At 65.0% G+C, this 13,412-nt stretch carries 14 protein-coding genes; 4 read left to right on the top strand and 10 right to left on the bottom strand.

What is annotated here, in order from left to right:
• Nucleotides 1-205 precede the first annotated feature (205 nt).
• The 6 genes from ABZ720_RS17350 to ABZ720_RS17325 all read right to left on the bottom strand — a co-directional run bounded on the left by ABZ720_RS17350 (nt 206) and on the right by ABZ720_RS17325 (nt 5,340).
• Entirely contained in the window at nt 206-880 is a 675-nt protein-coding gene (locus ABZ720_RS17350; protein ID WP_366556792.1) for a LuxR C-terminal-related transcriptional regulator, read from the bottom strand.
• Nucleotides 881-1,560: 680 nt separating this feature from the next.
• Nucleotides 1,561-1,929, bottom strand: a complete 369-nt coding sequence (locus ABZ720_RS17345; protein ID WP_366556791.1) for a hypothetical protein — start codon at nt 1,927-1,929, stop codon at nt 1,561-1,563.
• On the bottom strand, nt 1,926-2,876 hold the full coding sequence (locus ABZ720_RS17340) for a tetratricopeptide repeat protein (protein ID WP_366556790.1): 951 nt from the start codon (nt 2,874-2,876) through the stop codon (nt 1,926-1,928). The genes ABZ720_RS17345 and ABZ720_RS17340 overlap by 4 nt, the downstream gene beginning before the upstream one ends.
• A gap of 80 nt (nt 2,877-2,956) precedes the next feature.
• Nucleotides 2,957-3,424 carry a hypothetical protein gene (locus ABZ720_RS17335; RefSeq protein WP_366556789.1) on the bottom strand — a complete coding sequence of 156 codons (468 nt, stop codon included), beginning with the start codon at nt 3,422-3,424 and terminating at the stop codon, nt 2,957-2,959.
• A gap of 117 nt (nt 3,425-3,541) precedes the next feature.
• The gene (locus ABZ720_RS17330) at nt 3,542-4,486 is read right to left on the bottom strand and encodes a hypothetical protein (protein WP_366556788.1); all 945 of its coding nucleotides are present in this window, start codon (nt 4,484-4,486) and stop codon (nt 3,542-3,544) included.
• A gap of 2 nt (nt 4,487-4,488) precedes the next feature.
• Nucleotides 4,489-5,340 (bottom strand): CsgG/HfaB family protein, encoded by an 852-nt coding sequence (locus ABZ720_RS17325; RefSeq protein WP_366556787.1) that lies wholly within the window; start codon nt 5,338-5,340, stop codon nt 4,489-4,491.
• Nucleotides 5,341-5,722: 382 nt separating this feature from the next.
• Here ABZ720_RS17325 and ABZ720_RS17320 point away from each other — a divergent pair, with 382 nt between their 5' ends.
• The 3 genes from ABZ720_RS17320 to ABZ720_RS17310 all read left to right on the top strand — a co-directional run bounded on the left by ABZ720_RS17320 (nt 5,723) and on the right by ABZ720_RS17310 (nt 7,939).
• Nucleotides 5,723-6,445: a LuxR C-terminal-related transcriptional regulator gene (locus ABZ720_RS17320; protein ID WP_366556786.1), complete on the top strand. Its 723-nt coding sequence runs from the start codon at nt 5,723-5,725 to the stop codon at nt 6,443-6,445.
• Nucleotides 6,446-6,504: 59 nt separating this feature from the next.
• Nucleotides 6,505-7,041 (top strand): hypothetical protein, encoded by a 537-nt coding sequence (locus tag ABZ720_RS17315; RefSeq protein ID WP_366556785.1) that lies wholly within the window; start codon nt 6,505-6,507, stop codon nt 7,039-7,041.
• Between the two features lie 214 nt (nt 7,042-7,255).
• On the top strand, nt 7,256-7,939 hold the full coding sequence (locus ABZ720_RS17310; RefSeq protein ID WP_366556784.1) for a response regulator transcription factor: 684 nt from the start codon (nt 7,256-7,258) through the stop codon (nt 7,937-7,939).
• A gap of 213 nt (nt 7,940-8,152) precedes the next feature.
• Here ABZ720_RS17310 and ABZ720_RS17305 read toward each other — a convergent pair whose 3' ends face one another.
• The 4 genes from ABZ720_RS17305 to ABZ720_RS17290 all read right to left on the bottom strand — a co-directional run bounded on the left by ABZ720_RS17305 (nt 8,153) and on the right by ABZ720_RS17290 (nt 12,569).
• The gene (locus ABZ720_RS17305) at nt 8,153-8,473 is read right to left on the bottom strand and encodes a DUF1488 family protein (protein ID WP_366556783.1); all 321 of its coding nucleotides are present in this window, start codon (nt 8,471-8,473) and stop codon (nt 8,153-8,155) included.
• A complete protein-coding gene (locus ABZ720_RS17300; RefSeq protein WP_366556782.1) occupies nt 8,470-8,790 on the bottom strand; it encodes a hypothetical protein in 321 nt (106 codons plus the stop codon). Before ABZ720_RS17300 ends, ABZ720_RS17305 begins: the two co-directional genes overlap by 4 nt.
• Nucleotides 8,791-8,913: 123 nt before the next feature.
• Nucleotides 8,914-10,428, bottom strand: coding sequence for a Ppx/GppA phosphatase family protein (locus ABZ720_RS17295; RefSeq protein WP_366556781.1), 1,515 nt, complete (start codon nt 10,426-10,428; stop codon nt 8,914-8,916).
• Nucleotides 10,425-12,569: an RNA degradosome polyphosphate kinase gene (locus ABZ720_RS17290; RefSeq protein WP_366556793.1), complete on the bottom strand. Its 2,145-nt coding sequence runs from the start codon at nt 12,567-12,569 to the stop codon at nt 10,425-10,427. The genes ABZ720_RS17295 and ABZ720_RS17290 overlap by 4 nt, the downstream gene beginning before the upstream one ends.
• A 197-nt stretch (nt 12,570-12,766) precedes the next feature.
• Here ABZ720_RS17290 and ABZ720_RS17285 point away from each other — a divergent pair, with 197 nt between their 5' ends.
• The gene (locus tag ABZ720_RS17285; RefSeq protein WP_366556780.1) at nt 12,767-13,291 is read left to right on the top strand and encodes a SixA phosphatase family protein; all 525 of its coding nucleotides are present in this window, start codon (nt 12,767-12,769) and stop codon (nt 13,289-13,291) included.
• The last annotated feature ends 121 nt before the right edge of the window (nt 13,292-13,412 follow it).

Raw genomic sequence — 13,412 nt, 5'->3', positions numbered from 1 at the left:
ACAGCCATCATGCGCAAGCTCGTGATCCTCGCAAACGCCCTCCTCAGAGATCAGCGTCCATGGGTCAACTTTCCTTCTTGATCAACACGGATACTCTGGCACCCTGAACAGGGTGCACAGCAAGACCCCGGAAAGGGTCGCATCCTTTCCGGGGTTCTTTGCCGTTCCGGCGGCCGCCCTATGTCCGGGCGGCTGCCGCTTCGGGTCAGGAGGCGTTCGGCTGCTGGTGCTGCAGGCCGGAGTTCAGCGCCCAGATCGCCGCCTGGGTGCGATTGCGGGCGTTGATTTTCTTCAGCAGGCGCTTGATGTGCACCTTCACCGTGCCTTCGGTGATGTTGAGCTCGCGCGCGATCAGCTTGTTCGCCTGCCCGGCCACCAGACAGCGCAGGATTTGGATCTCGCGCGGCGACAGGTCGATGTCCAGGTGATTGAGCGAGAGGCTGGCGCTGCCGCTTTGCAAGGGTTCCTTGACCAGCTGGCCGGCCAGTTCGGTCGGGAAGACCACCTCGCCCACCAGGACCAGACGCAGGGAATGGATCAGGGCATCCAGCGACATGCTTTTCAGCAGATAGCCCGAGGCGCCAGCGCGCAGCGCCATGACCATTTCGGACTTGTTCAGGCTATCGCCGAAGACAATGACCTTGGCCCCGGGCCAGCGGGTGAGAATCTCGCCCACCGGATTGGCGCGTTCCGCTTCAGGACCGACCCATTCCATGAGCACGATTGCCGGCACCCAGCCGCTGAAATCGCGCTGCACCGCCTCGGCGACGTCGGCACATTCCTCGGTCACCGCGACGTTCGAACCGGAGAGCATCCGCTTCAGCCCCTCCCGCAGCAGACGATTCCTGTCGATGAGCAACAGTTCTACAGAATGTTCCATGACAGCACTCCTTTATGCCCCATCCATCATTGGTTTGCGGGCTCTTCTTGGTCGCAGGCGGTCCCGAAAGCATTTCCGCTTACTGGCTGTAATCGCCATCCTTTCGGCCTGTTCCCTCATCTTCAGGTTTCCGGGAGACTGCCCACAGGGCAAAACTACCCCGGGAATGCGAACTATGGTGAGTGGCAGAAGGCTAGGGTCGCTGCGCAAGGGTATGGAGTGAATGCCATACCTATCCAAAGGGCGTGGATTCGCAGTAATACTGCGAGCATCAGTGCACCATCCTCATGTTGCGGGACAGGAACATTTTAGGGGCACCTGGAACCGCTTCTGTTGATGCCTGTCGCTAACTTGGTCGGTCAATGCAAGCATCTTGTACGCTGGTAATAGCGGATAAATAAAAATCAACCATTTAGGTAGAGCGATTTCCGATTTAGCACTCCCGTGCCGCTCGGGTTTCTCCTAGTATTGTCAGGCCGAACGGTTATTCGGCCTTGCAGGAGCCCCGGCGTGCCCCACTCCCGAAGCCCCAACGCCGGGGCTCCACTTCCCGCACCACAGCCTGGATCGAAATTCCGTGCATGCTTGATGCCGGGGTGCGAGGCGAGCTGCTGACGTGCGGGAGGGCTGCGTGCGCCCGTTCACGGTTAGAGCGCAAAATGCAGGCGTGGTGGAGCCACCTACTGCGGGGAGTGGCAGACGAGCAGCTCGCTGGGCTGCATCGCGCCTGGCAGGCAGACCGGCCGGATCGCGCACTGTCCGGGCGCCAAAGGCTCGCTCTGCGGCAGGCGCGCGCGACAGCTGTCCAGGGGAAGCCTGTCGGACGCAGCCAGGGCCTGGCCGATGGAGGGGTCGAGGTTGCGGCCGTTCTGCACGCCGGTGCCGGGGCCCGGGGCCGCTGCCGTATGGGAGCCGCTCATGCCGCTGACAAGCGCGGCTGCGGCCATGCCGCCTGCGTAGAGGCAGCCGCTCAACGCGCAGGCCGCCAGAAATAGGCTGCCGGCCCCGGCCAGGCGTCTGACCGGGGCCGGCAGGAAGCGCCTCGTCACTGCCCGCTGCTCATGCCGGCGCGCATGGCGGTGATGCGGGCTCTTTCCCCCGCCTCGTTGAGCAGGTTCGGGGGCGTTTCTGCCGCCAGTTCGTGCAGCAAGCCCGTGGCCTGCTCTTTGATTTCCGCGTTGTCGCCGGCTGCGGCCAGCATGAGCCAGGACAGTCCCTCGACCGGGTCGAAACCGGCGAACTCGGGATCGAGCAGCATGCCGCCAAGATTGTACTGTGAGCGCTGATAGCCGCGGTCCGCAGCCTGTCGATACCAGGAGAGCGCGAGCCCGGGGTCCGACGCGACGCTCTCGCCCTGCTGATAGACCCAGGCGAGGTTGTGCTGGGCGGCGGGCAAGCCTTCCTGCGCCGCTTCGCTCAACAACGCCAGGCCGCGTTCGGGGTTGCGGACGCTTGCGTCGCCGTTGAGCAGAAGCACGGCGAGATTGACCCGAGCTGCGGCGCCGTCCTGCGCGGCGGCCTGCTCCAACCAATGGAGCGCTTGTGCGCTGTCCTGCGGCACACCGGCACCGGCCAAATAGGCCTGGGCAAGGGCTTCCTGAGCCGCCGCATGACCGGCGTTGGCAGCGACTTCCAGATGGCTTGCCGCGCGCGCTTGATCCTGGCGCACCAGTTGGCCAGTGGCGAACATCACCCCCAGGAGGTGATTGGCCTCGACCTGTCCCGCCTCGGCAGCCTGGAGCAAGGCGGCGAGCGCATCCTCGCGCGGCATGTCGCGCACGCGGCCTTCGATACCGAGGGCACCGACCAGGTAGAGTGCGTCCGGATCGCCCGCCTCCGCTGAGTGTGCGAGAGCATCGCGCTCTTCGGCTGTTTCTGGAACCTTGAAAGTCTCGGCGAAGGCCGTTTGGGCTGCTGCAAGCGGGAGCGCGAGTGCGGCGATGACAAGGGCGGCCCGGCCGCTGAGGGCGCGGGCCTTCTGGCTGAAAAGTGGCATTGAACGATACCCCATCCCTGGCAGCCGGCCAGGCCGGCTGCGGCAAGTTGTCCCCGGTGGTGTTTAGTTTTCTGGCTTGATCAGTTTTTTGCCTCGGACTTGTTTTTCTTGCGGTTGCCGCGGCTGTTTTTGCCCACCGAGTTATCGATATTCAGATCGGTCAAGGAATCGGCGCCCTGATTGCCGCTGCTGTCCTGATCGGCCAGGTAGTCCAGCGAGCCTTGAGCGCCGTCGCTGAGGATCTGCTCGATCTGGGTGTAGTTGCCAATGGCAGTCGAACTGGTGTTGTAGTTCGTCACGTACTGGGTGACCGAGCCGCCACCACCGCCGCCTCCGCCGCCGGCGCGGTTCTTCTTGTTCTCGCGCTCGACGTGCTGGAACTGCGCGGCCATGGACTTGTTGCGGGAGTAGCCCCAGCCCTGACGCCCCATCTGCTGGGCGGCAGCCTGTTGCACGGCGGTCTCTCCCGAGAGCGACGGCAGGTTCTCTCCCGTCAGGGCCACGAGGCCGCCCAGGGCGGTGGCGAGAATGAGGTTGCGTGCTTTCATGGCGAGGCTCCTTGTTGTCTGTGAGCCGGAAAGGGGCAGGGTGAGCCGCGGGCCCACCCCGCAAGTCAGGACGGTTGCGCTCTAGGGCTGTCGTTCAGCCCATTGGCGCGTCCCGGATCAGTTGCCGCCGACACCGCCGACGTTCACGGACACGTTGGCCGCGTTACCCACGGCCGTGGCCACCGAGCTCACGATCGGACGGTCGATCTTGCCCAGCTTGGTGTAGTTGGAGATGCTCACATCCGTGACGAAGGAGGTGGCATTCATGTTGGCGTGGCTGAACTGCGTGACGTCGCCGATGACGATCAGGTCATCCGAGCCACCGCCGTGACGGCCGCGCTTGCCGGCCTTCGCCACGGTCTCCAGGTCGAGGCTGAAGCTGTTGCCCACCGCAGTGGCCGAGCTGTCCACTGTGGCGTTGCTGATGTCCCAGACCCAGGAGTCCGCATCGATGCTCGCCGGCTGGAAGAGCTGATCGCCCTTCAGGGTCTGCTCGACATGGAACTCGGTCATGGTCGGGCTCTCGATCGAGAAACTGTTGCCCACCGCAGTGGCCGTGCTCACGACCTCGGGGAGCTCGGCAAGGGCATTGAGCGGACCGCCCATGCCTTCGAGGGTGATTGTGGCGGTGCCGAGGTCAAGGTAGCAACCGCCATAACCCCCGACTGAGCAGTGCTGGTTCTGGAGAACGTCACCGTTTTCGTCGACAAGTTCACCTTCGTTGTTCCATGTGACCTTGCCATATCCGAGGGCTTCCAGTGTTACCTTCCCAAGGTCGACTTCATGGGTCACGGGTTCGCCGTTCGGAGAGTTGTTGTCGATATTGAAAACGATCGACTTGGCGGTCACATCACCGAGCTGTGTCTGCACGGCCTCGACCATGACCAAGCCCTTCGGGTCGAAGTGGCTGTGAATCTTGATATACTTGCTCACATAGCCGTTGACGTGATTGTTCCAGTGCCAGTGGATCTTGTCGAAGGCCGCTGCGCCGGAAGGTGCAAGCAGGCCCATGGCAATGGCCGACGCGCCGGCCAGCATGAAAGTGCGCTTCATAGTAGTCATCACTAGCTCTCCATTTCCTTGGTTTTGCCTGTCAGGGTTTCTTCGAAGAAGTTCGTCTCCCGGACCTGACAGTGTTCTTCACTCGGGAGGCGGAAGTAGTCCGTCATGATCTGGTAGACAGCCATTTCGATGACGGACCTCACGCCGAGTTGAAGCGGTTCGTTCTGAATGCGTCCCGCGTCGAACTCGACGAGCTGCGAGCCGAAGAAACGGAAGACGTTCGCTTCGACCTCGTAGCCAAAAACCTGTTTCTGCAGGGTGCTGACGTGGACCACCTCGAAGGTGCGGCCGTTCACCAGGCGCAGATCGAGGCCCACATTGATGATGACGGTGCGCCCGCCGGCGCCGATGCCACCGACCCACAGGCCGGCGCCTTCGCTGACAATGTTGTAGTTGAGCTCGGTGAGCGCCCCGAGGACGACGAAGTCGCTAGCCGGCACCGACTGCTGTAGTTCGTTGGCCGAGCGGCTGGTCAGCCCCTGCTCGATCATCTTCAGTTCGGCCAGGGGGATGCGCAGGTCATAGCGCTCCACCATGCGCACCTTGCCGCTGCGCCAGAGCGCGCTCATGACCATTTCCGACAGGCCTTGGGTTAGCACGGTGCTCTCGGTCAGGGTGTCCATCTGGCCGGTCTTGTCCGAGACCTCGCCCACAGCGAAGGAAGGGTGGTGGCTGCCGGGATAGCTCGCGAGCGTCTGCAGGCAGCGCGTGTAGGGCGTGGTGTTGGTGGTGACGGGAAAGCTGTAGGCCGGTCGGACCGCCGGCGCTTTGCCTTCGGCGACCACGGCTGCGGTCTGGCAGCCCGCCAAGGCGAGCGATAATCCCAGTCCGATCACGATCCGGTTCAGGCCCATTCTTCTCAACTCCCGTTCCTTGCTGCTTGCCCCAGCGGAGGCGTCCCGCTCGCGTCTCAGTAACGCCCGCCATTTGACACAAGCCTACCCGCAACAAGCGTGCTGAGGCAGAGGAGCAAAAGTACAAAGTGAGATAAAAGGGGATTTGGCGAAGTCTCAGTTAAGATCTGATTTGATCAAAACGGGTTGAGGAGCGTTGTGGCGGGAGGAGTAGGGCGGACCGATTTGCGCCTATTCCGGTAAAGCGAAAGGGGTATTCGCCTCACAATTGCTGCTGGACACTCCGAGCGGCCGCACAACGCGCTGTCACGGTGCATTGTATCCTGTGACCTCTGTTCAGCGAGGCAGGCCGTGAAGAATAAGAAGCAGAAAGGGACGCAGAATGCCTGAGCCAGCCACCGGCCCGTTCGGCGCGGCGGGGGGCGTCATCCTCGTCGGCAGCGACAGCTTCCAGCGCGAGGTGCTGGAAGCCATGGTGCAGCCGACGCGAATTGCGGTGTTGGGGCGGTATGATTTTCCCGCGGTGATCGCCACGCCCCTGCCGGTTCCGGTGGGACGGCAGATCGGCGTGCTGATCACCAGCGGTCGGGGCCTGTTACGCCTGCTCCGTCAGCGGCGGCGCACCTTTCCACCAGCGCTTCGCATAATAGTGATAGCCCCCTTGGAAGAGCTCTCCACGGTCCTGTACCGTCTGGAGCGCGAACAACTGCTGCAATCCCTGGCCGGCTGGATCGAGCCGTCTCGGCTGCGCGAGGTGGGCGCGGATGTCCTGCTCGACGCAGTGCAGGGTGTGACCAGCCTGCCACCGCCGGGTGTGCGGCTGCTGATCGACCGTCAGCGCCACGGGGCGGCCCTGGCGGAACTGGACGAGGAGGAGCGCCGGTTGCTTGCCCTCCTCATGACCGGGGCGAGTAATGCGGAAATTGCCGACAGGCTCGATGTGCCGCTCGGTCGGATTCGAAACATGGTGCGCAGTCTGTTGGCGAAGCTGGGCTGTCGCAGCCGAACCGCGGCTGCGATCCTGGCCTACCGCTATCTTGGTCCGGGCGCTGGAGAGGGAGAAGGCTCAGGCGAGGACTCTGAGGAGGGGCCAAGCGAGACGTGACGGTGAAACGACGGGGAGGGGAATTCCGGGGCTCCATTTCAAAACGGAAGGAGGTCGGTATGAAACAACAGATCCTTTCCCTGGCGGCCGGGCTGGCAGCGGTTGCCCTTGTCCTGCCCCTGGCCGAAGCGGCGGCACAGTGGAACAACACACCCTATCAGCCTGCCTTTCGTGGCGCGGCCGGTGGTGTGGGAATGAGCCCGGGTTATCGCCAGGTCATCATCCAGGACCGCCTGTCGGACAGGATGTCCCGCAACAACCTCTATCGCCTGCCGAGCGGTGCGCTGGCCAATGTGGCGCAGGAGCGTGACCAGGCCTTCATAGTTGGTGCTGACGGACTGCCGGCCGTGCGCGCCGGGCGGGTCTCCAATCTCAGCGGTTTCGGCTATGGCGGCGGCGGCCTCGGCTATGGCGTCGGAAGTGCGATGACACGGCCGGCGGCTGGTTTCTGGACCTATGCCCTGCGCAGCAGCGCCACCGGGGCATTCAACGGATGGTGGCCGCTTCTGACTGCACGCGATGGCAGCGGCACGCGCGGCGCGGCGGGGTCGACGCCCATCGATGGCTGGATCGGCCAGCTGGACAGTCTGCGCTGAACGCGATCCGCTCTGAAACCAGCGTGCCGGTCTCTGCGTTACCTCGGCTGGCGGAAAGCCGAGCCTTTTTGAGGGGAGACCCCAGGTGGGTCAGTTGCCCCGTTATATTCTACTGTGAGGAGATTACTGACTTCCCAAAAGCAAATCCTGACGATAGGTTTCGGTTATGGGAAGGGTGGGTTTTCTGTCTGCCCCGCCGGACGGAGAGAACGGGATGGCCTTGCCGGATAGGGTGATTGCCATAGTGGATGATCACCCACTGATTGCTAAAGCCTTGCGCGAACTGATTGCCGCGCGTGGTCACAAAGCGCTGGAGTTCACGCGCTTCGCGGACTTCCTCAAATGGCTCGACGAGGAGGAAGCGCTGGATCTCTGCATCATCGACTTCACGCTGCCCGATATCCCGGGCGACGCCATCGTGCAGCGTGTGAAGGAGCGGCGGCCTGAGGTGTCGGTTGCAATCTGGAGCGGCCTGGAAGACGAAAGCCTGCCGGACCGGGTGCTGGACCAGGGCGGTGTCGGCTTCATCTCCAAGGCCCTGGCGATCACCGCCATCCCTCCCGCCGTCGACCTCATGCTGGCGGGAGAGATCTTCGTGTCCTGCCGCGGGCGCAGCACCCTTTACCCGGGATCACAAACCTCTGCGCGCACAAGCGATTCCAAGCAAGGATCCGCCGTCGAGGATCTCACCCTCACCCGTCGGGAAAAGGACGTGATGCAGCATCTCTTGCAGGGCTGTTCGAACAAGGAGATCGCCGCGCGACTGGAGCTCAATCCGGTCACGGTCAAGCTGCACTGCCGGTCGATCTTCAAGAAGCTGAACGTACGCAACCGCACCGAAGCCACGGTGCGCTATCTGGAACTCACCGAACGCCTGCCGTTCTCCTCAACAGGTTGAGCGATAGGGCAGGCGGCGTGCGTCGAATGTGAGGCCTGTGACCGCCCTCACCGCCCGCCATTGCGAGGAGGCGCAGCCGACGCGGCACTCCAGGGCGGCCGCTCGCGACCCTGGATTGCCACGCTCCCTTCGGTCGCTCGCAATGACGTGGGAAAGACGCGGTCACTCACAACGAAGCGGAAAGGGGCAGTCACGCGTGGCGATGGCGCGAGGTCAGAAGCCCCCGCCCAGGTGCTCCGGCCCGATCACGAGGTAGCCGTCCTGCAAGGGGGTGTCGCGCCGATGGAGCTTCGCGGCGATGGCTTCGAAGCGGCCGCGGTGTTCCTCGAAAATCGCGCTGTAGCGCGCCCGGTCACGCACCTCGCTCTGTTGGCCTTCCAGCGCTTCCAACGCCTCCCAGCGCACGGCCACGTTGATGGTGCGTGCCTCCTCGCCGCGGCCCACCTCGCCGTGAAAGTGCAGGCTGCGGCTGGCCCGGTCCAGGCTCGGTGCGTGGCCGAACCAGCGGATGTCGTCCTTGTTCTCTTCGCTCAACAGTCTCCGCTCCCTTCGCTCTCCACCAGGCATTTCATGTGCTCGCGCTCCTCGCTCGCCTGCTCGCGCATGCGGTCGATGCGACCGACCACGCACTGGCGATAGCCGTCCACCTCCTCCAGGAACTGCAGCAATTCCTCCTGGCAGCGCAAGGCCCAGCCCTCGTCCTCGGAATCGACCGTGACCTCGGCACAGGCCGGCTTCACCGGCTCGAAGCAGGAACCTTCCGGTTCGTCCAACTGCGCCAGCGCGCCTTGCGGCACCGCGAGGCTCAGGAGAAGGGCGAAGGCGACGGCGACGGGTTTTCTCGGCTGCATGGCCACTCCTTGATTGGATTTCCGGGGGTGGAGGTTGCACACAGACGTGCTCTCCCGGACAGGAGTAAGACACGCAACGCCGCGACTTCGTTCCCTTTGATCCGCTGGTTCGCCATTATCGCCTCACGCAGCGGGGTCGCTCACCACCCGCGCTTCGGAGAGTTTCAGGCTGGAGGCCAGGGAAGAAAGCCGTTTCTCGATGGTGGCGCCGGGGGGCACCGGTGCATCTTCGGGCACCCGCAGGATGAGTTGTTCGGCGGAGCGCTCAAGTCGGCAGCGAAGCAGCATCTCCACCGCGCCGCCACACAGCAGGTAGGCGATGCGCAGGGTCCGGCCAAGGATCTCGGCTTCCTTGCTGCGCGCCGAACCCAGCAGTGATTGCGGTCCCTTGAGGACGCGCTTGCTCTTCTCTCCGCCGTAGCGGTGATAGAGCGCCAGGCCGATGAAGGCCCGCTCATCGTGCTCCACGCAGAACTCCTGGGCGCGCAGGATGCGCAGCAGGGTCTGCTCCGCCCGGTAGTCCGGGTGATAGCGCCAGCCGATGTCGGAGAGGTGGCTGGTGGCGAGCCGCAGGCGGGCTTGCGCCTCGCTCTCCTCGGGAAAGAGCGGCGCGGCCCAGGCTGTGATCTCCTGCCCCAGGTCGCCGAAGCGTCCGTCGGAACTGGCCCAGTCGCGCACGGCCACGAGCAGGGGGTCGCGCCTGCGTTCCTCCTCGCTGAGCCGGTCCAGGATCCAGCCTTCGCGCAGGCCACGCGAGGAGAAGACCAGGCGCCGGGGACGCCCTTTCCGCAGGATGCGGTACAGCAGCATTCCCGCATAGGGCAGGGTTTCCAGGCGGCGCGCCGGCAGGTCCACCAGGCGATCGAGCGAGCGTCGGCCCATGCTGGCCACCAGCTTGGCCACCTCCTCCGCTTCGCCACGGTCTATGGCGTAGCCCTGCACCATGTGCAGCGGGTAGCGGCTCTGCTCCATGTGCAGGCGTGCCAGCGCGCGCCAGGCGCCGCCCACCGCGTAGAAGTCCCGGCCCTCCAGGCCGCCCAGCCAATCGAGTTTCGCCAGTTCGGCATCGATCAGGCGCCGGGCTGCGCGCAGGTCACTGCCCACCTCGTCCTGCAGCCGCAGCGGTCCGAGCTTGAGTGATACCCAGCCGTTGGTGCGCCCTTGCTCCACGGCCACCAGTTCGAGGCTGCCGCCACCGAGATCGCCCATGACGCCGGCGCTGTCCGGCTGGCCGGACAGCAGGCCGAGCGCCGAGAGCCGTGCCTCGTCCCCCCCGGAGAGAACGCGCACGGGGTGGCCGGTGCGCTCCTCCACCTGCCGCACGAAGTCCGGGCCGTCGGTTGCATCGCGCACCGCGGCGGTGGCCAGCAGGTCCAGTTCGCTGACCTTCATGGCCCGGGCCAGGCCGGCGAAGCGGACCAGGGTCTCCAGCGCCAGGGCGCGTCCTTCCGGGTTGAGTTTTCCGCTGTGGTGCAGGCCGGCACCCAAGCCGCAGAGCACCTTCTCGTTGAACAGCGGCACCGCCACCCGGCGCAGGCCGTCGAAGACCACCAGGCGCACGGAGTTGGAGCCGATATCGACCACCCCCACCGGTGCGACGGGACGGGTGGGGGTGCAGGTCACGTCCGCTGCGCTCACGCGTCCGCTGTCCTCGATTTCTTGGCGCCGGGTCCGGCCCATTCGCCTCTGGGTTCGCGTTTCAGCGCCGAGCCGCGGCCGGACAGGCTGGGATTGGTCATGAAGAAGGATTGGGCGCTGAAGGGGCTCTCGCCGCCGTCGACCCGCTCGAAGTCGCCGTCGGGCTGCATGATCCAGGATTGAGCCTCGTCACGCAGATTGGCGACCATGACCTGCTCCAGCACCTGCTCGTGCACGGTGGGGTTCTCGATCGGCACCAGGATCTCCACGCGCCGGTTCAGGTTGCGCGGCATCCAGTCGGCCGAGGAGATGAAGACCTTGGCGTCGGGCGAGGGCAGGGTCTGGCCGTTGCCGAAGCAGACGATGCGGCCATGCTCCAGGAAGCGGCCGACGATGGACTTCACCCGGATGTTCTCGCTCAAGCCCGGCACCCCGGGGCGCAGGCAGCAGATGCCGCGCACGATCAGGTCGATCTCGACGCCGGCCTGGGAGGCGCGATAGAGCGCGTCGATGATGTCGCCGTCCACCAGGGCGTTCAGCTTGGCCCAGATCGCACCCGGCCGGCCGGCGCGGGCGTGGGCGATCTCCGCCTCGATGTTCGCCATCAGGGTTTCGCGCAGGTTGATCGGTGCGATGGCCAGCTTCTCCAGCTTGCCGGGATTGGCATAGCCAGTCATGTAGTTGAACAGCCGCGCCGCGTCACGGCAGAGCACGCGGTCCGTGGTGAAGAAGCTGAGGTCGGTGTAGATCTTGGCGGTGATAGGGTGATAGTTGCCGGTGCCGTAGTGCACGTAGGAGCGCAGGGCACCGCCCTCGCGCCGTACCACCAGAGCCACCTTGGCGTGGGTCTTCAGGCGGATGAAGCCGTAGACCACCTGCACCCCGGCCCGCTCCAGATTGCGCGCCCAGCGGATGTTGCGTTCCTCGTCAAAGCGGGCCTTGAGTTCCACCAGCGCGGTCACCGACTTGCCGGCCTCCGCCGCCTCGGTCAGCGCGCGCAGGATGGGGGAATCCTCGCTCGTCCGGTAGAGCGTCTGCTTGATCGCCACCACCTGCGGGTCGGCGGCGGCCTGGCGCACGAACTGCACCACCACGTCGAAGGATTCATAGGGGTGGTGAACGATGATGTCCTTGGCATGGATCGCCTTGAAGCAATCGCCGTCATAGTCGCGTATGCGCTCGGGAAAGCGCGGCACATAGGGCGGGAAGAGCAGGTCGCGGCGGTTGTCGATGATGAGCTGCTGCACGTCGGCCAGGCCGATCATGCCGCCGAGCCGGAAGGCATCGTCGGTCGCGGCGCCCAGTTCGGCGAGGATGAAATCGTGCATGTCGGCGGACATGTCGGCATTGACCGCCAGACGGATTACCGAGCCGCGCCGCCGGCGCTTGAGCGCGCTTTCGAACACGCGCACCAGATCCTCGGCCTCCTCCTCCACCTCCACGTCGCTGTCACGGATGACCCGGAAGACGCCGAACTCCGAGACTTCCATGCCGGGGAAGAGCCGGTTGAGGTTGAGACGGATGATCTGCTCGCTGCGCACGAAGCGTGGCCGCTCGCCCGGCAGGCGCACGAAGCGCTCGGATTGCTGCGGCAGCAGGACCAGGCCGTTGAGCGGCTCCTCGTCCGCGGCGCGCACCAGCCGCATCACCAGCGCAAAGCCCAGGTTCGGCACGAAGGGGAAGGGGTGCGCAGGGTCGATGGCGATCGGTGTGAGCATGGGGAAGAGCTGCTCTTCGAAGTAGTCCGCCAGCCAGCGCCGGTCCTCCTCGCTCAACTCCTCGCGGGCCAGCACGTCGATGCCGTTCTCGGCCAGCTGTTCGCGCAGGGTGGTCCAGCAGAGCTGCTGGCGCCGCATCAGCCGCTGGGCGCGGGAATGGATCGCGCTCAGCTGCTCGGCCGGCGTCATGCCTTCCTGGCTGATGTCCTTCACACCGGCGCCCACCTGCCCGCGCAGGCCGGCCACGCGCACCATGTAGAATTCGTCGAGATTGCTGGCCGAGATCGACAGGAAGCGCACCCGTTCCAGCAGCGGATGCCGGGTGTTGAAGGCTTCGTCCAGCACCCGCTCATTGAAGGTCAGCCAGGACAGTTCGCGGTTGATGAAGCGCTCGGGCGAGTTGGCGGTGGGCCAGGGGCTCATCGGCGCCTGAATCACCGCCCCGGTGCGCTCCCGGGCTTCCGTCTGGCGTGCCGCCTTGCTCAAGTGAGTCCTTTCTGACTGGATCGGCCGCAAAGCCAATCGATCACGATCTGCTATAGTCTACACCAGTTTTGCCGCACTGCCCAAAAAGGCAAGGACTGCCGCTCGTTGCAGGATGGGGAGGACGTTCGGACGCCATGAAACGCCTGCTGCTGCTCCGCCACGCCAAGTCCGGTTGGGACGACCTTACCCTGGAGGACTGGCAGCGCCCGTTGGCACCCCGGGGCCGGCAGGCTGCGCCGCGCATGGGCCGGGAAATCGCCCTGCGCGGCTGGCGGCCGCAACGCGTTTTGGTTTCCCCGGCCCGGCGGGCGCAGGAGACCTGGAACCTCGTCGCGCCGGAACTGCCGGACCGGCCCGAGGGGGTGGAGACGCCCCAGCTCTATGGTGCCAGCCAGGACGCCATCTTGCGCTTGCTCCGCCACCTGCCGGAAGACTTCTCCTGCGTGCTGCTGGTCGGGCACAACCCGCAGCTCGAAAGCCTGGCGCTCAACCTCGCCGGCCGCGGCTCCGATGCCCAGGCGCTGGCGCAGATCCAGGACAAGTTTCCAACCGCCGCCCTCGCGGTGCTGGAGTTCGACGCGCCCTGGCGCCGGCTTGCCCGGCACAGCGCGCGGCTGACCCATTGCCTGAAAGTGAAGGCCCTGGATCGCGAGGCCTGAGCGCTGGAAACCCCGCCCGGCTTAGAGCGGATCGCGTTTGATCTGTAACGCGCAGCGTTCAGAACAAACGCGTGAATCCGCTCTGAATCAAAGGTGTAGAGCAGATTCACGACTCAAACCG

It is taken from the genome of Aquibaculum sediminis (genome assembly GCF_040712085.1).
Lineage (GTDB): Bacteria > Pseudomonadota > Alphaproteobacteria > Kiloniellales > DSM-21159 > Aquibaculum > Aquibaculum sediminis.
This window is presented reverse-complemented; position numbering and strand designations above follow the sequence as displayed.

Excerpts from the sequence above, each read along its gene's own strand:
- ABZ720_RS17350 (WP_366556792.1), bottom strand. The coding sequence starts at position 880 with ATGGAACATTCTGTAGAACTGTTGCTCATCGACAGGAATCGTCTGCTG.
- ABZ720_RS17340 (WP_366556790.1), bottom strand. The coding sequence starts at position 2,876 with ATGCCACTTTTCAGCCAGAAGGCCCGCGCCCTCAGCGGCCGGGCCGCC.
- ABZ720_RS17335 (WP_366556789.1), bottom strand. The coding sequence starts at position 3,424 with ATGAAAGCACGCAACCTCATTCTCGCCACCGCCCTGGGCGGCCTCGTG.
- ABZ720_RS17330 (WP_366556788.1), bottom strand. The coding sequence starts at position 4,486 with ATGACTACTATGAAGCGCACTTTCATGCTGGCCGGCGCGTCGGCCATT.
- ABZ720_RS17325 (WP_366556787.1), bottom strand. The coding sequence starts at position 5,340 with ATGGGCCTGAACCGGATCGTGATCGGACTGGGATTATCGCTCGCCTTG.
- ABZ720_RS17320 (WP_366556786.1), top strand. The coding sequence starts at position 5,723 with ATGCCTGAGCCAGCCACCGGCCCGTTCGGCGCGGCGGGGGGCGTCATC.
- ABZ720_RS17315 (WP_366556785.1), top strand. The coding sequence starts at position 6,505 with ATGAAACAACAGATCCTTTCCCTGGCGGCCGGGCTGGCAGCGGTTGCC.
- ABZ720_RS17310 (WP_366556784.1), top strand. The coding sequence starts at position 7,256 with ATGGCCTTGCCGGATAGGGTGATTGCCATAGTGGATGATCACCCACTG.
- ABZ720_RS17300 (WP_366556782.1), bottom strand. The coding sequence starts at position 8,790 with ATGCAGCCGAGAAAACCCGTCGCCGTCGCCTTCGCCCTTCTCCTGAGC.
- ABZ720_RS17290 (WP_366556793.1), bottom strand. The coding sequence starts at position 12,569 with ATGAGCCCCTGGCCCACCGCCAACTCGCCCGAGCGCTTCATCAACCGC.
- ABZ720_RS17285 (WP_366556780.1), top strand. The coding sequence starts at position 12,767 with ATGAAACGCCTGCTGCTGCTCCGCCACGCCAAGTCCGGTTGGGACGAC.